The 19,792-nt window shown below is 30.8% G+C and carries 21 protein-coding genes; 18 read left to right on the top strand and 3 right to left on the bottom strand.

Annotation, left to right across the window (positions count from 1 at the left end):
- The first annotated feature begins 1 nt into the window (after position 1).
- Both JVV30_RS11735 and JVV30_RS11730 read left to right on the top strand, forming a co-directional pair.
- On the top strand, positions 2-493 hold the full coding sequence (locus tag JVV30_RS11735) for a hypothetical protein (protein ID WP_204194286.1): 492 nt from the start codon (positions 2-4) through the stop codon (positions 491-493).
- On the top strand, positions 494-1,774 hold the full coding sequence (locus JVV30_RS11730; RefSeq protein WP_204194285.1) for a hypothetical protein: 1,281 nt from the start codon (positions 494-496) through the stop codon (positions 1,772-1,774).
- Between the two features lie 98 nt (positions 1,775-1,872).
- Here JVV30_RS11730 and JVV30_RS11725 read toward each other — a convergent pair whose 3' ends face one another.
- Positions 1,873-2,205 carry an SdpI family protein gene (locus JVV30_RS11725; RefSeq protein WP_070855203.1) on the bottom strand — a complete coding sequence of 111 codons (333 nt, stop codon included), beginning with the start codon at positions 2,203-2,205 and terminating at the stop codon, positions 1,873-1,875.
- Positions 2,206-2,403: 198 nt separating this feature from the next.
- On the opposite strand from JVV30_RS11725, the gene JVV30_RS11720 reads away from it, so the two are divergent.
- Positions 2,404-3,546: a CapA family protein gene (locus JVV30_RS11720; RefSeq protein ID WP_070855204.1), complete on the top strand. Its 1,143-nt coding sequence runs from the start codon at positions 2,404-2,406 to the stop codon at positions 3,544-3,546.
- 195 nt (positions 3,547-3,741) lie between these two features.
- On the opposite strand, the gene JVV30_RS11715 is transcribed toward JVV30_RS11720, so the two are convergent.
- On the bottom strand, positions 3,742-5,382 hold the full coding sequence (locus JVV30_RS11715) for an alpha-keto acid decarboxylase family protein (RefSeq protein WP_204194284.1): 1,641 nt from the start codon (positions 5,380-5,382) through the stop codon (positions 3,742-3,744).
- Positions 5,383-5,533: 151 nt separating this feature from the next.
- Between JVV30_RS11715 and JVV30_RS11710 the strand changes: the two genes are divergently transcribed.
- A complete protein-coding gene (locus tag JVV30_RS11710) occupies positions 5,534-5,980 on the top strand; it encodes a MarR family winged helix-turn-helix transcriptional regulator (RefSeq protein WP_053028986.1) in 447 nt (148 codons plus the stop codon).
- Positions 5,981-6,029: 49 nt separating this feature from the next.
- On the opposite strand, the gene JVV30_RS11705 is transcribed toward JVV30_RS11710, so the two are convergent.
- The gene (locus tag JVV30_RS11705) at positions 6,030-6,656 is read right to left on the bottom strand and encodes an FMN-dependent NADH-azoreductase (protein ID WP_070855206.1); all 627 of its coding nucleotides are present in this window, start codon (positions 6,654-6,656) and stop codon (positions 6,030-6,032) included.
- 219 nt (positions 6,657-6,875) lie between these two features.
- Here JVV30_RS11705 and JVV30_RS11700 point away from each other — a divergent pair, with 219 nt between their 5' ends.
- The 14 genes from JVV30_RS11700 (at position 6,876) to JVV30_RS11635 (ending at position 19,792) form a co-directional block, all read left to right on the top strand.
- Complete coding sequence (locus tag JVV30_RS11700) at positions 6,876-6,977, top strand: SE2200 family small protein (protein ID WP_016930637.1); 102 nt, start codon at positions 6,876-6,878, stop codon at positions 6,975-6,977.
- 511 nt (positions 6,978-7,488) lie between these two features.
- The gene (locus tag JVV30_RS11695; protein WP_204194283.1) at positions 7,489-8,151 is read left to right on the top strand and encodes a YveK family protein; all 663 of its coding nucleotides are present in this window, start codon (positions 7,489-7,491) and stop codon (positions 8,149-8,151) included.
- An 11-nt stretch (positions 8,152-8,162) separates the two neighbouring features.
- On the top strand, positions 8,163-8,873 hold the full coding sequence (locus JVV30_RS11690; RefSeq protein WP_070855208.1) for a polysaccharide biosynthesis tyrosine autokinase: 711 nt from the start codon (positions 8,163-8,165) through the stop codon (positions 8,871-8,873).
- Positions 8,866-9,633 carry a tyrosine-protein phosphatase gene (locus JVV30_RS11685; protein WP_070855209.1) on the top strand — a complete coding sequence of 256 codons (768 nt, stop codon included), beginning with the start codon at positions 8,866-8,868 and terminating at the stop codon, positions 9,631-9,633. Before JVV30_RS11690 ends, JVV30_RS11685 begins: the two co-directional genes overlap by 8 nt.
- A 30-nt stretch (positions 9,634-9,663) precedes the next feature.
- Positions 9,664-11,442, top strand: coding sequence for a polysaccharide biosynthesis protein (locus JVV30_RS11680; RefSeq protein ID WP_204194282.1), 1,779 nt, complete (start codon positions 9,664-9,666; stop codon positions 11,440-11,442).
- Positions 11,443-11,478: 36 nt separating this feature from the next.
- Positions 11,479-12,768, top strand: coding sequence for a nucleotide sugar dehydrogenase (locus tag JVV30_RS11675; protein ID WP_204194281.1), 1,290 nt, complete (start codon positions 11,479-11,481; stop codon positions 12,766-12,768).
- A 21-nt stretch (positions 12,769-12,789) separates the two neighbouring features.
- Positions 12,790-14,004, top strand: a complete 1,215-nt coding sequence (locus JVV30_RS11670; RefSeq protein ID WP_204194279.1) for a DegT/DnrJ/EryC1/StrS family aminotransferase — start codon at positions 12,790-12,792, stop codon at positions 14,002-14,004.
- Complete coding sequence (locus JVV30_RS11665; RefSeq protein WP_204194277.1) at positions 14,004-14,600, top strand: sugar transferase; 597 nt, start codon at positions 14,004-14,006, stop codon at positions 14,598-14,600. The genes JVV30_RS11670 and JVV30_RS11665 overlap by 1 nt, the downstream gene beginning before the upstream one ends.
- Before the next feature lie 3 nt (positions 14,601-14,603).
- Positions 14,604-15,104, top strand: a complete 501-nt coding sequence (locus tag JVV30_RS11660) for a GNAT family N-acetyltransferase (protein ID WP_204194274.1) — start codon at positions 14,604-14,606, stop codon at positions 15,102-15,104.
- Between the two features lie 13 nt (positions 15,105-15,117).
- Positions 15,118-16,302: an ATP-grasp domain-containing protein gene (locus JVV30_RS11655; RefSeq protein WP_204194272.1), complete on the top strand. Its 1,185-nt coding sequence runs from the start codon at positions 15,118-15,120 to the stop codon at positions 16,300-16,302.
- 18 nt (positions 16,303-16,320) lie between these two features.
- Positions 16,321-17,565, top strand: a complete 1,245-nt coding sequence (locus tag JVV30_RS11650; protein ID WP_204194271.1) for a glycosyltransferase family 4 protein — start codon at positions 16,321-16,323, stop codon at positions 17,563-17,565.
- 14 nt (positions 17,566-17,579) lie between these two features.
- Positions 17,580-18,152: a CatB-related O-acetyltransferase gene (locus tag JVV30_RS11645; protein ID WP_204194270.1), complete on the top strand. Its 573-nt coding sequence runs from the start codon at positions 17,580-17,582 to the stop codon at positions 18,150-18,152.
- Between the two features lies 1 nt (position 18,153).
- Entirely contained in the window at positions 18,154-19,248 is a 1,095-nt protein-coding gene (locus tag JVV30_RS11640) for a glycosyltransferase family 4 protein (RefSeq protein WP_204194269.1), read from the top strand.
- Positions 19,241-19,792 carry a hypothetical protein gene (locus tag JVV30_RS11635; RefSeq protein WP_204194268.1) on the top strand — a complete coding sequence of 184 codons (552 nt, stop codon included), beginning with the start codon at positions 19,241-19,243 and terminating at the stop codon, positions 19,790-19,792. Before JVV30_RS11640 ends, JVV30_RS11635 begins: the two co-directional genes overlap by 8 nt.

Genomic DNA, 19,792 nt, shown 5'->3' with positions numbered 1-19,792 from the left:
TATGGAAGAAGCAAAAAACTTAGATCTTTTTTTAGATTTAAACTATTTAACAGAGTCTAGCCTATTTAAAATTAAAGATGTTAATGAATCTACAAATAAATTATTAGAGGAATATAAAGAAATAGCCATTAATCAAGTCATTCAAAATTTTGGATTAGATAAAATATTAAATATTTACAAAGATGGCGGTAATGTAACTACTGTACACAATGCAAAAAAAGGTATATACACAAATAAGAAAATTAAAGAAAAGTTTGATGATTTAAAGCAGTATAATCGAGATGATTATTCAAATAATATTTATAGTTATGATAAAGAGGGAAATAAAACTATAGAAGCTATGGGTTTGAGCAGTTTGAGAACTCAAACTAAATTGAAAGTCGAACAAAAGCATAACCCTTTAGCTAATACAATAAAAGTAAAAAATGAAAATAGAACTAATGGTCAAAAAAGTCATTCTAGGTATAAGACAAGTGAAAATTACAAAGAATAAATGTCTAATTTTTTAAGTGATTCTTTTAATGAAGATGGTAAGTTATTTGATAGATATAATTCGACAAATAGTTATGAAAATGCCAAAGAATTGCACATAGATCACATAGTTTCAGCTAAATCAATACATTATAGAACAGATTTAACATTGTTTATGTCTAAAGAAGAAAAACAATTATTAGCCTTAAATCCTAATAACTTAGCCTTTATTAAGGGATCTGCTAACCAATCTAAAGGTGAGCATGACTTATTAGTTTGGGCAAATAGTAAAAGTAAAAAAGATCCTAGTAAAACTAATGCTGAATACTTCGATTTAGATATTAATGATGTCAATAAACTATATCAAACGGCTGTAAAAACAATTAATGAGAAAGCGAAGACTGCCAGAAGAAAGTATTACACTAAAGAAACTTTAAAAGGGAGTACTAAACAAGGTATTCAAATGGGCATGAAAGAAATGCTAGGAATGCTACTTTATGATTTGCAAAATGAATTTTTTAAAGAGATGAAGTATTACTTTAATAATTTTAAAAATTTTCATAAAAATAAAGTTAAATGGCAAGAATTAACATTATGCTTCAGTAGAATAAAAGATAAAGTATTTAATAAAGCAAAATCTTATTTTGTAGGATTTAGTACAGGATTTATTAGTGGTTTTCTAGGCAATATATTAACAGTTATTATAAATACATTCAAAACAACTTATAAACGATTAGCGAAATTAATCGGTGAGACATTTAATGGGGTAGTTAAATCAGTTAAGTTATTACTAACGGCTGAAAATGATGAAACAAAGTATAAAGAAGCAGTCAAAGTTTTTACTGCTACTGTAATTGGAGCTTTAGGTGGAATTATGACAGAAAGTTTAATTACCTACTTAAGAACTACACCTTTTTCAATTTTTGCAGAGTTAATTGGTGCAACTGTAGGTGGTATTTTAACAGGAATGACTGTTGCCTCAGCAATGTATATGATTGATGATTTCAAAGGGGTTATTGAGTCGTTGAAAGGCATATTTACTAAAGATAAATATTCTCAAGAAGAATTGAAAGCTAAGTTTGATGAATTACTGTCAAAAATAGATGAAGAATATACTATTATTCTAAAAAGAATTAGAAGAGAATATTTGAAGCTAAATGAGCTGACGATAAACGCATTTAATATGGAATTAAGCGCCACTGAAAGATTCGCTAATACTATAGATTATGCTTCAGCGATGAATGTTCAAGAAGAGAAAATTGTAAGAAATTCGAAAGAAATAGATGATTTCTTTTTAAATTAAATTAGATAATCAACGCAAAAGACTGCTCAACCAGCAGTCTTTTTGATTTCCAAAAAATAAATGGATTTCGCTAATGTTACTATGTCATTAATCTATCATCACAGTTCTCTCTCGACTTTCCAATAGATGATGAATAAATACCATACCATTACTACCAATTCTATGCCTAAACCGGCCATAATGATTAAATCATTGTTTCTCGCTATACCTACAATTTCAATCACGAGTCCGATAATTCCAAACAATATGATCACCCATAAGTATTTTAGAGAATAGATGCCATATTGTTTTTGTGCTTTAATCCAATTGCGATCATTGGCCATGGATTTCTTTGTTCGATAACCGTACCAACCGTTGCGCTCGGTAGGTGGATGGCATTTAAAGATGTAACCAAAGCACCCCATAATGATGCTTAGTGGTAATAATATCATGTTATAACTCCCTATAATAATTAATAAAAATATACAATTAAATGATATATTAAACTATTTTCTTATTCAAATTGCATCGAAATAAGTAATCTACTAAAATTAAATAAAAGCTATGATTATAAAGCGTTATACAATTTATTTAAAGATGTTCTGAATATAAAAGATATTATAATGCTTTAATGAAAGAGGGCACGTATTGTGATTAAATATTATGTCAGCTGTATAATATTATTTTTTACTTTTACTATCCTTTGTGGCATGACGTTAGCCGAAGATGTGACTGATGAGGCGTCAGTGGTTGCGGTCGGAGATAATTTAATACATCCCGTTGTGTATAATGATGCGATGCAACAAGATGGCACGTTTAATTTTAAACCTATGTATTCACACATTAAGCAGGACATACAAACACCTGATCTTGCGTTTATTAATCAAGAATCTCCTTTAGGTGGTGATGATCGCCCATTTTCTGGATTTAAGCACTTTAATACACCAAGCCAAATTGCGCAAGATGTTGTCGCAACAGGCTTTGATATGGTCAATGGTGCCAATAATCATGTTTTAGATCAAGGTGATGAAGGAGTCTTAAACCATCTTAAGGCTTGGAAACCATTTGAAGGTCATGTTTTATTTACAGGTATTTTTAATTCGGAAAAGGACGCTCAAACGATACCAGTCATGACTGTAAATGGCATTAAGGTGAGTTTACTAAGTTATACATATGGTACAAATGATATGACATCACGCTATCCATATACGATTAAAACGTTTGATGAAAAGACAATTAAACGAGATGTAAGAAAAGCTAAACAACAAAGTGATGTCGTGATGGTGTCGGCCCATTGGGGGTTAGAGAATCATCATGAGCCAAATCGTACACAAAGGAAATATGCGCAATTATTTGCGAATGAAGGTGTAGATGTCGTAATAGGCACGCACCCCCATGTCATACAACCGGTTGAGTGGGTGAAGAGTCAACATGGTCATCATCAAACATTGGTCGCTTATTCATTAGGTAATTTTCTGAATGGACAAGATACTGGAAATGAACATAATCAATTATTAGGAAGATTGAATTTTGATATCGTTAAAGCGCCTAAAGGTGCACACATAGAACATGTGAAGTGGACAAGTATGGTCAATCACTATCAGCAGTGGGATGAAACCGATAAAGACACGAGACATGGTTTTGAAGTGTACAACTTAGATGATTATAATGAGAGTTTAGCGCAACAACATGGTTTGAGACACGACAATAAAAGTCAATGGAATCTTAAACATCTCCAAGATATAACGAAAGACGTCATTGATTCCGACTATTTAGATGAAAAGAGTATATAAATAAAGCTATACACAAACAAGGGAGTGGGACAGAATTCTTTTAAATTCGTCGTCCCACCCCTGCAAAGGTGACTAGAACTGAGAAAAGCTTGATTTAAGCGCCTTCTCAGTTCAGTCAACTACTGCGAATTTGCTAAATAGCATTATTATATTATTTATGTCCCAGCCTGTTGTTGTTTAGCAGAAGCAATATTTTTATTTATTTTGTGCTGCAAAGGCTTTTGAAATGTCGCGAAGTTTGGCTGGTGCGTCATCCCATTTCATTGTAACTTCAGTGAAGTGTAATTGCTCTGGTGCAGCGTTAATGGAGTCAAAGACGTTCTGTAAGTCATTAGAAGTCTTCACTTCATGCACAGCAACGTTATTGCCACCAAATACTTTCGGTAGCGCTTTATAATCCCACATACGGATATCATTGTATGTTTCTTCCATACCGTGGATTAAGCGTTCTACTGTATAACCATCGTTATTAATCACGAAGATAATCGGTTTGATATCTTGGCGAATCATCGTAGATAATTCTTGAACTGTAAGTTGTAATGAGCCATCCCCGATTAATAAGATGTTACGGCGATTTGGATCAGCCATTTGCGTACCTAAAGTAGCTGGTAGTGTGTAACCGATAGACCCCCATAATGGTTGTCCGATGAATGTCATATCTTTCGGTAAAGCTAAATCATACGCACCGAAGAATGATGTACCTTGTTCAGCTAATAAGACATCATCATCTTTAATAAAGTGTTGCATCATGTCAAAGTAAGTTGCTTGCGTCAAGATATCGTCTGATAAAGTTATTTCATTTGTTGCTTCCTTTTCAAAAGGAGGGAACGTACCCTCATATCGATAATCAATTGTATTCAAGCCGTCGATTAAGCGAGGTAGCGTCACGTCTTCAGCAGTTGTTTCGTTCAGCTTGAAGTTATGGTGATTAAGCATAACGACGTCATTAATATCAAATTTATAAGAGAAACCGGCTGTAGCTGAGTCAGTCAATTTAGCTCCAATATTTAAAATAGCATCACTATGATCGACATAATCTTTAATTTGATTTTCTGCAATTTTGCCATCGTAAATACCAATATAATATGGATTCTCTTCGTTAAAGGCACCTTTACCTAGCGATAATTGAACGACTGGAATCTGTGTTCGATTAACAAATTGCTCAAGTGCTTCGTGTAAGTGGAAACTGTTAATTTCATGACCTGTAATAATGACGGGTTGTGATGCAGAACGTAATTTCTCTGCAACCATATTAATATAGTGCTCAACGTTGACGTCTGGTGCTGGTGTCACATCAAATGATGATTCCACCTCAATTTCAGTCATTGCAACATCAATAGGAAGATGAATGTGCACTGGGCGGCGTTCATGAATAGCAGCATTGATGACTCTAGGAATTTCAGTTGTAGCATTCTCAGCAGTAATGTACGCTTGCGCAGTCGTAATATGTTCAAACATCTTCTGATAGCTATCGAAACGACCTTCACCTAATGAGTGATGCACATATTTACCGGCTTGTTCTACTGCTTGTGTTGGTGCACCTGTAATCGCAATAACAGGGATACGTTCAGCATACGAACCTGCAATCCCGTTAACCGCGCTTAATTCACCTACACCAAATGTTGTAACAAGCACGCCTAGTCCATTGATACGTGCATAGCCATCCGCAGCATAACTCCCGTTAAGTTCATTCGTTGTGCCAACCCATTCCACACCGTCATGACGCACGATGTCATCTAGAAATGCTAGGTTGAAATCGCCAGGAACACCAAATATTTTGTCGACACCTGCACGATGTACTACATCCATTAAGTATTGTCCTACACGTTGTTTCATATTCATTCCACCTTTATTTATAAATTAGAATACACTTACAATATAATTACATTAAATAATAAAGTCAATTACGTTGACCTTTTTTCGACTGTTTTTTGAAAATTGATTATAATGTGGGTAATCATTCACAAATGGAAAAGGAAAGAAGCTTATGGATAGTAATAAAAATGATTATGAACATATGTTATTTTACTTCGCATATAAGACATTTATAAAAACGGCAGATGAAATTATTGAAAAATATGACATGAGTCGTCAACACCATCGCTTTTTATTCTTCATTAATAAATTGCCTGGTATTACCATTAAACAATTATTGAAAACACTTGAAATTTCTAAACAGGGATCACATGCGACGTTGCGCAAATTGAAAGAAGAAGGGCTTATTGTCGAACAAACATCTGAAGAAGATCGACGCGTGAAACAATTATTCCCAACACCTAAAGGAAGTAAGTTAGTTGATAAATTAAATAAAGCGCAAAATGAATTAATGCAACGTACATTTCAAAACGTGGGCCATGATTGGTATGACATCATGGAAGAATTATCAAATTACAGAGAAGGTTTTCAAGATATTCAGCATTTGAAAGATGAGTAAGAAAAAGGCATTGCGTAGTCGTTTACGCAATGCCTTTTAATAAGGTTTATTAGAAATTTTTACCCATTTCTTGTGCTTCAGCAATTGAAGCGGCTTTGATTTCTTCTGTTCTTTCCGGTTGTGCATTGTGGCCTTCAATAATGACATTTTCGTATGAAGGGACACCTAAGAAAGTCATGATGGTTCTTAAGTAACGGTCGCCACTTTCAACATCAGCAGCTGGACCTTCTGAGTAGAAGCCACCACGTGATTGAATGTGTAATACTTTTTTATCTGTTAAAAGACCTTGAGGACCTTCAGCAGTGTATTTGAAAGTTTTACCTGCAATTGAAATCGCATCAATGTATGCTTTTAATACAGGAGGGAATGAAAGATTCCACATTGGTGAAACGAACACATATTTATCCGCAGAAAGGAATTCTTCTAAGATTTCGCTGAAACGATCTACTTTTTGTTGTTCTTCTTTAGTAAGATCGTCACCATTTCTTAATTTACCCCAACCAGTTAATACATCTTTATCAATCACTGGAATATCTTCTTTGAATAAATCAATATGTTTTACTTCATCACTAGCATGATTTTCTTTATATGATTCAATAAATGCTTTACCAGCAGCCATAGAATTAGAAGCTAATTCATCTAATGGATGTGCTGTAATGTATAATAATTTTGCCACAGTCGTGCACCTCTAATAAATTTATTTCGAAATCGATATAATTAATATATTAGATTTTCAAATTATTGCAATACTTTTGATAAAAAATCAGACCAATGGTGTATAAGATAGTGAAACGTGACTTTAAAAATGAACGATTTTAAGTGTATAATATAGGTAAATTTAGATTTAAATATTTAAGAAATCTAATAAATGTAGAACCTTAAAGGAGTGACAGACATGAAGGGATTATTAATTACAGTAGTTTTAGGCGTAGCTGCATATGTTGGTTTCAAAAAATACCAAAACAAAGTAAACGAAATGCCAAATATTGAATATTAATATTTAAAGCCAAGATATTTCTGTGTAGAAGTATCTTGGTTTTTTGTATACATACAAGTTGTTGGATAAATCACAACGGATGTAACGAATGAAAAGGGTTATTTGTTAAGTATAAGTTTTTTAAAATATAAAATAATTTATCTCGAGTGGACATATAATGACTGTTCAATATTATATAATGTACGGATAAAGAATTCTGAATCATGTTATCGGAATTGGGGATAACACTGACTCAAATAATTAGGGAAAAACTACACATTGCGTATTGATGTAGTTTATTTGACACGCATTTACATGATATTTACATAAACTTAAACATATATTCGAAGTAATATTTTAAGATGAAGTGTAATGGTTTTGTTAATTGTAAAAAATATGTTTTGTCAAGTTGAAGAAAAACAAAATTAATTCGTAATTACAAAGAATAATATTAATTATATTTTAAAATTTTGTTGTAAAAACCATGTTAAAAATATAAAATTAATATCGAAATTAGAATTTGGAGGTTGTCATGGAAAATACATTAGATTTATCGAAATTTATGAACGCTATTAAGAAAAATTGGAAGCTAATTGTTCTATTACCAATCATATTAATGCTAATTAGTTTATTAGTAACAGTGTTTTTAATGAAACCTAAATATGAAGCAAATACGCAAGTGCTAGTTAACCAAAAAGAAAAAAATTCGGAGTTAATGGCTCAAGAAGTCCAAAGTAATATTCAATTAGTTAATACATATTCTGAAATTTTAAAAAGTCCACGCATTATTGAAGACGTGGCTAAGAAAAACTCTAAATATTCAGCTGAAGATATAAAAGGTATGTTAACCGTTACAACACAAGCTGAATCTCAAATACTAAATGTGAATGTTAAGAATGGAAGTAAGAAAGACGCAGAAAAAGTTGCAAATGATATTGCAAATGTATTTAGTGATAAAATGCCTGAAATTATGAATGTTGATAATGTATCAGTGTTATCTTCTGCTAAAGGTACTGCATCTAAAGTATCAACTAATTTATTGTTGAATTTAGCAATAGGCCTCATTTTAGGCTTAATTATATCATTGATAGTCATTGTACTAAAAGAAATGTTTGATAAGCGTATTAAATCTGAAGAAGATATCGAAAAAGAATTAAATATTCCAGTTTTAGGATCTATACAAAAACTTAAATAAGGAGAAAAATTATGGCAAGAAAAGAACCAAAAAGAAAAAAATTAGATACACCTTTATACGTTCACGACAAACCGAAATCAATAGTAAGTGAAAAGTTTAGAGGTATTCGTTCTAACATAATGTTCTCAAGTGCAAATGGGGAAATTAAAAGCGTAATCATTACATCAGAAAAACCGGCTGCAGGAAAAAGTATAATTTCAGCTAATATAGCAGTTACGTATGCTCAAGCAGGTTATAAAACTTTAATTATTGATGGAGATATGCGTAAACCGACGCAACATTATAATTTTGAGACTTCTAATTATGATGGTCTATCAAATTTAATCATTGGTAAAAGTGATTTTGATAAAGCTATTCGTAGCACAAGAGTTGAAAATTTAGATTTATTGACGTCTGGTCCGGTACCACCAAACCCATCAGAACTGATTGCTTCAAATAGATTTGAGAATCTTTTTAGTCAATTAAGAGAAATGTATGATTTTATACTAATTGATACTCCACCAGTAATTTCAGTAACTGATGCACAAGTATTTTTACAAATAGTACCTGATTGTGTCCTAGTCATTGATGCGGAAAGAAATAATAAAAATGAGGTTAAAAAGGCTAAAGATTTAATTCAAAAAGCTGATGGGCACATCCTAGGTGCAGTCTTAAATAAGACACCACAAGATAAGTCGTCAAATTATTATTACTATTATGGGGATGAAACTAATAATGATTGATATTCATAATCACGTTTTAATTAATGTTGATGATGGGCCTAAAAATAAAGAGGAAATGTTAAAACTTATTAAACAAGGAATAGATGAAGGAGTTACTGAAATAATTGTGACACCGCATCATCTCAGCCCGACTTTTGATAATGAATATAAAATTGTGCAACAAAAGTTGGCTGAGTTAAATGATATGCAAGAAGTAAAACAGTATGGGATAAAATTATTTCCTGGTCAAGAAATAAGAATTAGTGATCAAATTCTTCCGCAATTAAAACAAGGTAAGATAATTGGTCTTAATAATTCGAAATATATACTTATAGAATTCCCGTCAAGCAATGTACCACATTATGCAAAAAGACTTTTTTTCGAACTTCAATCTGAAGGTTATGTACCAATCATCGCTCATCCAGAGAGAAATAAAGAAATTAGTCAAAATTTAGATGTGCTATTTGAACTAATAAACGGTGGAGCGCTTAGTCAATTAACCGCCGCTTCACTTTTAGGGAACCACGGAAAAAAACTACAAAAGATTTCAATTCAAATGATTGAAAATAATTTAACACATTTTATTGCTTCTGATGCTCATAATGCAGAAAATAGACCATTTGTTATAAATAGCTTGTTTAATGAAAAAAAACTTGCACCTTATAAAGATCAAATTAACCAGTTTTACGTGAACGCTAAAAGGGTTATATCGGACCAAGATATAGCTAAAAAGCAACCAACTCAAAATTATAAAAGTAAAAAAATATTCGGTTTATTTTAACTGTAAATGGAGTAAGTTAGGAGGATAAATGTGGACAAATTAAGTACAAGAGGAAGATTGCTATTATTTATAGTAATAGATTCTTTGATTGTGGCATTATCAGTTTTTGTTTGTTACAACATTTTAGAACCTTATTTTAGAGGGTATTCACATAAAGTATTGATTTTAACTTCCATAATATTATTGTTATCTCATCATGTTTTTGCATATATATTTAATCTTTATCACAGAGCATGGGAGTACGCGAGTGTTAATGAATTACTTTTGATCGTTGAATCAGTAACATGTTCAATAATAGTAACTATATTAACAGTGCCAATATTCACAGGACACCCTCCTTTTATGAGATTATATCTTATTACTTGGATGATGCATCTTATTTTAATTGGTGGATTTAGAATATCTTTTAGAATAACTAAGAGATATATTAACGGGAAAGATTATAAGAAAAAACCAACCTTAATCGTAGGTGCAGGACAAGGTGGTTCTTTGCTGATTAGACAAATGTTAAGAAGCCCCGATATGGGACTTGAACCTGTACTTGCAGTTGATGATGATCCTCAAAAGCGAAAATTAACAATTGCTGGTGGAGTTAAAGTACAAGGTAATATTGAAGATATTCCATCTTTAGTTAACAGATATCGAATCAAAAGAATTATTATTGCAATTCCTACATTGAAGGCAGAGCGCTTAAAAGAAATAAATAATATTTGTAATAGTACGGGTATAGAGTTATTTAAAATGCCTAGTATTGAACATGTTTTGTCAGGTGAATTGGAAGTAAATCAACTGAAAAAAGTAGAAGTTGAAGATTTATTGGGGAGAGAACCTGTTGAACTTGATATGGCTATGATTTCAAAAGAACTTACTCATAAGACAATAATGGTAACTGGTGCTGGAGGTTCAATAGGATCTGAAATTTGTAGACAAGTATCTAAATTTGAACCAGAAAGACTTTTATTAGTTGGTCACGGAGAAAATAGCATTTATTTAATACATCAAGAATTATTAAGTCTTTATAGAGGTAGGATTGAAATAATCCCAATTATAGCTGACATACAAAATGGCGAACGAATTCAAAAAATTATGGATGAATTTAAACCTTATGCTGTTTATCATGCAGCAGCGCATAAACACGTGCCACTAATGGAATATAATCCAGAGGAAGCTTTCAAAAATAATGTTTTGGGAACTAAAAATGTAGCTACTGCAGCGAAAATTGCAAATGCTAGAAAGTTTGTAATGGTATCTACTGATAAAGCAGTTAACCCTCCTAACGTAATGGGAGCTTCTAAACGAATGGCAGAAATGGTAGTTCAAGGATTAAATGATGAGCATGGGAATACTGATTTCGTAGCAGTTCGGTTTGGGAATGTTTTAGGGTCTCGTGGATCTGTTATCCCACTATTTAAAAAACAAATTGAAGCTGGTGGCCCAGTAACAGTAACTCATCCTGATATGACAAGATACTTCATGACTATTCCTGAAGCCTCTCGTCTTGTATTACAAGCAGGAGCATTGGCAAAGGGTGGAGAAGTATTTGTTTTAGATATGGGAGAACCAGTTAAGATAATTGATTTAGCTAGAAATTTAATTCGTTTAAGTGGAAAATCCGAGGAAGAAATTGGAATTAAATTTTCCGGTATAAGACCAGGTGAAAAATTATATGAAGAATTATTAAATGAAGATGAAATTCACCCTGAACAGGTTTATGAAAAAATTTATAGAGGCAAAGTTACTACATATAATCAGAATGAATTAAATGATATTATATGTAAACTACAAGAAAACTTCGATAAACAGTTTTAATCGATTTTGCTAATAATAAAAAGGATGGTAAAAAGAATGAATAATAATACTAAGATTGGTGTAATTGGATTAGGTTATGTTGGTATGCCTTTAGCAGTAGCATTTGCTGAAAAATTTGAAGTTGTTGGCTTTGATATAGATGCTAAAAAAATTGAGAATTATAATAATAATATAGATCCAACTGATGAAGTTGGATCAGAAAAACTTAAAAGTACAACTATGAAATTCACATCAGATGAAAATGATTTAAAAGATGTGGATTTTTACATAGTTACAGTGCCAACACCAATTAAGCAAGATAATACACCTAACCTTGCACCTGTTGAAGGAGCGACTAAAACGGTTGGTAAGTATTTATCTAAAGGAAATATCGTGGTTTACGAATCTACTGTTTATCCAGGTGTTACTGAAGATATTTGTTTACCATTATTAGAAAAAGAATCTGGTTTAAAGGGCATTGAAGAGTTTAAAGTTGGATATTCTCCTGAAAGAATTAATCCAGGTGATAAGAAAAACACAGTAAAAAATATAGTGAAAATTGTTTCAGGTATAGATGAAGAAGCACTTGAAACTATTTCAAATATTTATGGAGCTGTTATAGAAGCTGGTATCCATAAAGCGCCAAGTATTAAAGTAGCGGAGAGTGCTAAAGTAGTTGAAAATAGTCAAAGAGACATCAATATTGCTTTTATGAATGAATTATCTCAAGTATTTAATCGCATGAATATTAATACTTTTGATGTTATAGAAGCTATGAATACAAAATGGAATGCATTAGGATTTACTCCGGGGCTAGTAGGAGGACACTGTATAGGTGTAGATCCATATTACTTCATTTATCAAGCTGAAAATGTGGGATTCCATTCACAAATTATTGCAGCTGGTAGAAAAATAAATAATTTTATGTCTACTTTTGTAGGTGAAAACTTAATTAAACAATTAGTTAAAAATAAAATGGCAAACGACCCTAAAGTTGTTGTATTTGGCCTTACATTTAAAGAGAATACTCCAGATTTTAGAAACTCAAAAATAATAAATATGATTGAAGAATTAAATGAATATGGCATAGAACCTTTAGTAGTTGATCCTTATATGGATGCATTCAAACCAGAAATGGAAAATATTAAAGCTAGTTACACTTCTTCTATCGACAGTATTGATTTCAAAATTGATGTGATGGTTTACTCAGTTGATCATAAACAATTTAAAGAGTTAGAGGATCAAAAATTCTTAGAATTATTAAATGATAAACATTCAATTATTGTAGATTTGAAAAATAGATTCAAAACTTATGAAAGTAATCAAATTTCTTATTGGTCACTATAATTAAATGAATGGAGTGAAATTATGACTAAAAAAAATATTCCTTTTTCACCTCCCTCTATCAACCAAACAGACATAGATAGTGTAGTTGAAGTACTTAAATCTGGTTGGATTACTACTGGGCCTAAAACAAAACAATTCGAAAAGGAAATCACTAAAATTGTAGGAAGTTCAAGAACAGTTGCCTTAAATTCTTGTACGGCAGCCCTAGAAATGACACTTAGAGTTCTAGGTATCGGTAAAGGTGATGAAGTTATCGTTCCTGCATATACTTACACTGCAACTGCTTCTTCAGTAGCTCATACAGGTGCTACTATCAAAATGGTTGATACATCTAAAGATTCATATGAGATGGATTATGAATCTTTAGGAAATTATATTACTGAAAAGACAAAAGCCATAATACCTGTTGATATTGCAGGAAAGCCGGTAAATTATGATGCTATTTTTGATGTGGTCGAGCGTAAGAAAGATTTGTTTAATCCTGAAAATGAAATTCAAAAAGGATTTAACAGAATAATAGTTATAGCTGATGGTGCACATTCATTTGGTGCAAAAGTCCAAAATGTTTCAATCGGTAATATTGCAGATTTTACATGTTTTTCATTCCATGCGGTTAAAAACTTAACCACGGGTGAAGGTGGTGCAGTTACATGGAAAGAAAATGAAACTTTAAATGATGACGAAATTTATAAAAAATATATGCTTTTAAGTCTACATGGTCAGTCCAAAGACGCATTAGCTAAGAACAAAGCAGGTAATTGGGAATATGATATTGTAGCACCATTATATAAATGTAATATGACAGATATTCAGGCTGCAGTTGGAATTACTCAATTGGATAGATATGAGCAAATTTTAAAAAGAAGACAAGAAATTATAACTATTTATGATGAAATTTTAGATTCAAGTAAAATTGATATACTAAATCATTATGAATCTGACAGATATTCATCTGGGCATTTGTATTTAACTAGAGTGAAAAATATGACTGCGGAACAACGTAATAAGGTAATTGAAAAAATGGCTGAAAAAGGAATAGCCACGAATGTTCATTACAAACCGTTACCTTTGCTAACAGCGTATAAAGATTTAGGATTTGACATTAAAAATTATCCAAATGCTTACAATCAATTTGTGAATGAAATAACTTTACCATTGCATTTGCAAATAACTGATGAAGACGCTAAATATGTAGCAACTGCATTCGCAGATATAATAGATGAGGTGGTCTACTAATGAATTATAAACATCATTATAAACGTATTTTTGATTTAGCATTATCGTTGTCTGCAATGCCTGTTGTTGCTGCGGTTATAGTTGGTACATCAGTTTTAATTAAGTTAGATGATAAAGGTTCTGTGTTTTATAAAAGTTATCGGTTAGGGAAAGATAAATCTAAATTTTTAATGTATAAATTCAGATCAATGAAAATGAATGCACCTGATATAAGAAATACTGACGGATCTACTTACAACTCAGAAAATGACAGTCGAATTACCAAAGTTGGTAATATTCTTAGAAAAACAAGTATTGATGAAATTCCACAATTACTAAATGTCATAAAAGGAGATATGAGCATAGTTGGGCCACGCCCGGATACTCCAGAAGCACTCAATATTTATAAGGATGACGAATCTAGAAAACTTGAAGTGAAGCCTGGTATAACAGGATATAATCAAGCATTTTTTAGAAATTCAATACCGCAAGAATATAAGTTTAAAAATGATGTTTATTATGTGGATCATGTATCATTCAAGTTCGACTTCATAATTATATGGAAAACAATTTTAAGTGTTTTAAAAAGAAATAATATAAATAATAAGGAGAGATAACAAGTGTCTCAAATTAATTTAAGAGCTTTAAAGAAGAGTGACAGTAACCTAATTTTAAATTGGATTAAAAATGAAAAATTAAGGTATCTAATAGGTACAGTTTATCCTATTACCGAATTAGAACATGAAAATTGGTTTCAAAATAGAATGTTAGAAAAAGACAATAGAATGTTTGTAATTGATTTAGATAATGAAAAATCGATCGGTATTGTGGGCTTTAAAAATTTAGATTGGGTAAACCGAAATTCAGAGTTGTTTATTTATATTGGCGATGAAGAATATTGGGGAAAAGGTTATGGCACTCAAGCTCTTGAATTAATTATAAAATTTGCTTTTAATAATTTGAACTTGCACATGTTATATTTAGAGGTCTTTTCTTACAATAAGAACGCAACAAAAACTTATGAGCGTTTAGGATTTAAGCAAGATGGAATTTTAAGACAGAGTAAATTTCAAGATGGAAAATATTATGACAAGATAATTATGTCGAAAATAAATGAATGATGAGGTTTTATCTATGAAAAAAGTAATCATTCTTGGAGCCAGTTTCTTACAAATACCAATAATTAAAACTGCTAAAAATTTAGGCTATTACACTGTAGTAGCGGATATGAATCCAGAAGCAGAAGGGTTTAAATATGCTGATAAAAAATATGTTGTTAGTACAATTGACACAAAAGCATTAATCGAAGTTGTTGAAAAGGAAAAACCAGATGGTATTGTAACTGCCGCCACAGATATGCCAATGAGATCAATTGGCTATATAGGTGAAAAATTTAATTTCAATACAGTAAGTTATGAAACAGCTCTAAAAGCAACTGATAAGTATAAAATGCGAGAAGCTTTATTTAATTTTGGCGTTCCTGTACCAAAATATTTTTTAGTTGATAGTGAAAATGAATATTTTAAAGCTATCTCTAAAATAAAAGGAAAAAAAATCGTAAAACCTATAGATTCTTCTGGTAGTAGAGGGATTTTTTTATTAGAAGATGATAATAAAGCTAAAATTGCTTATCAACATGCATTGAAGAATTCTAAGTCAAAAACAATTTTAGTTGAAGAATATATGCAAGGTGAAGAGGTCTCAGTGGAAACTTTAACAGTAAATGGTGAAACTCACGTAATAGCTATTACTGATAAAATTACAACAGGAGCACCTCATTTTATTGAGCATGCTCACAAAATTCAGAGTAACAAAAGCGAAATAATCAAATCTGACATAGAGAAAGTAGCCATTGCAGCGAACAAAGCTTTATCAATTGAAAGTGGCCCTTCTCATACTGAAATCATGGTTACTTCTGAAGGACCTAAAATTGTAGAAATTGGAGCACGCTTAGGCGGAGACTTCATAACGAGTCATTTAGTAAAATACGCAACAGGTATTGATATTATAGAAGCATACTTAAAGCAAAGTGTTGGTGAACCTCTAGCTAATTTAAAAGACCATTTGAATAAAGGGTGTGCAGTTCATTTTATTCAAAGTAAACCCGGTGTATTAAAAACAGCAAACATTCCTGAACATATATTAAATCATCCACAAGTTATTGAAGTTGGCTTAACAGCCAAGGTGGGGGATGTTTTAGGAGAAGCAAACAGTAGTACGAGTCGAATCGGTCATATTATATGCCAAGCTGACGATTCTGATAAGGCTTTAGAATTATGTGAGGAGTTAATAAAAGAAATTGAGATTGTTATTGTATAACTTGAAGGTGGTTATAAAATGAAAATATGGATAGTATCTGATGGTGAACCATTACCAACTGATAGTGATAATGTTAGATTAAGACGTATGGGTAATTTAACACGTATCTTAGATCAACAAGGTCATAAAGTGGTCTGGTTTTCTTCAAACTTCGATCATTATAATAAAAAATTTCGCTCAGAAGAAGATAAAGTACAGAATTTATATAACAGATCAAAATTATTGTTACTTTCTACAAAAGGCTATAAAAAGAATGTTTCTTTAAAAAGATTTTTGCATTTCAAAGCGTTTGGACAAAAATTTAAACACTATGCAGAAAATCTCGAAAGACCTGACTTAATTTTATGCACTATGTCACCAATTGAAGTTGCGTTAAAAGTTAAAGAATATTCGAAGAAAAATAGCGTTCCGTTTATAATCGACATTAGAGACTTATGGCCAGAAATTTATTATGAAGTAACACCTAGGATTTCACATCCAATTATAAAATTATTGGTTGATAAATCTAAACAAAGTCTAAGTGATGTACTAAAAAATAGTACTGCAGTGACAGGAGTTACAAATGGGTTTATAAACTATGGTTTAAAAATAAGCAGGTTAAAGCCAAGAAAATACGATAAGCATTTCCACACAGCTTACCCTAAGTTTGATTTAAGTTACTACAATAGGAGATTTGATGAATACTGGGGAGAATATAATCTTTATTCAGACGATTTTATTGTCACGTTTGTGGGTAATTTTGGGAAACAATTCGATTTAGAAACTTTAGAAGCGGCTATTGATCAAATTAATAACGCAAACATTAAATTTGTATTATGTGGTACTGGTGAAAAATATGATTACTTTATAGATAAATATAAAGATAATAGGAATGTCGTTTTACCTGGATGGGTAGGGAAAGATGAAATCGCTTCACTAATTGCAACATCAAATATAGGTGTAGCACCATATAAGGATAGTATGAATTTCAGATTAAATGCACCTAATAAATTTGGAGAATATTTATCAGCGTCACTACCAATTTTAGTTTCAGTTTCAGGTATAATGTCAGAATTGCTGTTAGAAAACGATTGTGGTTATGAATACAAATCTTCTGAGGAATTGGTAGATTTGATTAATAAATATTATGAATCAAGTGAATTACAAAAAAAACATGCTCAAAATGCTAGAGAATTATTTGAACAATCCTTTAATGCAGAAAAAGTATACAAAGATTTTAGTGAATATCTAGAAACAGTGGCTTTAGATTTTAAATCTGAATAGAAGGTGCTATCAAATTGATAAAAAAGATTGTAAAACGACTGATTAGAATTTTTTCTTTTAAAAAAGGCATATACGGAAAAATTGGTAAAGGAAATAAATTTTCATGGAGTGTCTTTGTTAGCGAGGGTGCGCAATTAGGTTGTTATAATTACGTAGGACCTTATACAATGATTAATAATGCTAACATTGGAAACTACTGTTCAATAGCGCCAGGTGTCAAATTAGGACAAGCAGAACACAGTAAAGAATTTTTTACGACATCACAATTGTTAAGCAGTGAATTAATTAACTACTCTCTTAATAAAGAGAAGACAATAATTGGAAATGATGTTTGGTTAGGGGCTAATGTAGTTGTACTACAGGGTGTTAAAGTCGGTAATGGGGCAATCATTGGGGCCAATGCAGTAGTTACTAAAGACGTGCCTGATTATGCAATAGCTGTTGGAATACCGGCTAAAGTAGTTAAATTTAGATTTTCAAATGAAGTGATTACTCAAGTCAACAAATCAAATTGGTTCAACCAAGATTTAAATAGTGCAAAAAAAGCATTAAAAGATTTACAAAAAAAGGGTTTAATAGGTGAGTAATATGAAAGTTTTACATCTAAATTCGAATTTTCTCTTTACAAAAATATATGAAAATCAAATTAAAAGTATGCCATCATATTTTGAGCATATTATCTATAATCCTCTTAAAAATGAAGTTGAGAATAATAGTGATATAACAGTTTTAAAACCTAAAAATTTAAGTAAATTAGATTCTATTTTAAGTTTTAAAAGACTATCAAAGTCATATAAATATTTAAAAAATAAAGTGTCATTTAATCAAATTGGGATTATTCATGCTCATACGATGACAAACGATGGTTTGTTAGCATTGAAGATAAGTAAAAAGTACAATATTCCATACATACTTACAATCAGGAATACAGATATAAATTTCACTTTAAAATATAAAAAGCATTTAAAAAGAACTTTTTATAAAGTAATTATGAATTCACAACAAGTCATTTTTCCTAATCATTCTTATCAAGAAAAGTTATTAGCTACGTTTAAAGGTAATAGCAAATTAAAAATGAAATTAAGAAGCGCAATTATCATTCCGAATGGGGTAGATGGGTTGTGGTTAAACAATCCTGCAAAATATCCCAAATCAATAAATAAAGATCATATCAAAATATTATTTATAGGAAGAATATATAGCAATAAAAATTTACATAATTTACTTGCTGCTCTAGATGATTATAAAAACTGTGAACTAACAATAATTGGAAAAGTAATTGATCAGAAGTATTTCAATAATCTTAAGAAAGAATATAATTTGAATTATTTAGGAGAAAAAAGCAAATTTGAAATTATTGAAATTATGAAAGAACATCAAATTTTTGCAATGCCTTCTTTTAATGAAACATTTGGTTTAGTATACATAGAAGCATTAAGTCAAAACCTTCCAATTTTATATACAAAATCAGAAGGGATATATAACTATTTTGAAGAGAAACGTTTTGGTATTGGAGTAGAACCAAACAACATTACAAGCATAAAAGAAGGATTAGATTTTATTATTGATAATTATCAAATTCTCCAAAATAATCTTAAAGATAAAACTTTTTTAAATGATTTTAATTGGGATAATATAGGTAAATCGTATGAAAAATTATATTTAGGTGAATATGATGAATAAATTTTTAAAAGACTCTTCATTAAATATAATTTCTAATTTGATTGTAGTAGTTGTTATCCAATTGATTGCTTTCCCCTTAATAAATAAAGATGTCACCAATTCTCAATTTGCTTTGCTTATAGTTTTATATGGTATTGCAATTGTTATAGCAACTAGCTTAGGAAATACATTGAACAACGTCAGATTATTACATAGAGAAGGTATTTCTGAGATAGAACGTGAAACAATTTTTACTAGAGGGTTTTTAATTTTATTGGTATTTAACTTGATTATATTCACTGGAATAAGCATTTTTTATAGTCATAAAATTGATGCGAATCTTATTTTACTAATTATTTTTTCATTATTATTAACATCTAGATATTATTTAAACGTGTATTTCAGAGAAAACTTAAATTACACACATATCTTGTTAGTAAACATATTTGTGTTTATTGGTTATTTAATTGGTTTATTAATCTTTAAATTTGTTTTGCCACTATATTCTATTGTGTTCTTGTTAGGTGAAATTTTAGGATTTATATTTTTATATGACGAATTGTAA

Source organism: Staphylococcus sp. GDY8P47P, assembly GCF_016892225.1.
Classification (GTDB): domain Bacteria; phylum Bacillota; class Bacilli; order Staphylococcales; family Staphylococcaceae; genus Staphylococcus; species Staphylococcus borealis.
This window is presented reverse-complemented; position numbering and strand designations above follow the sequence as displayed.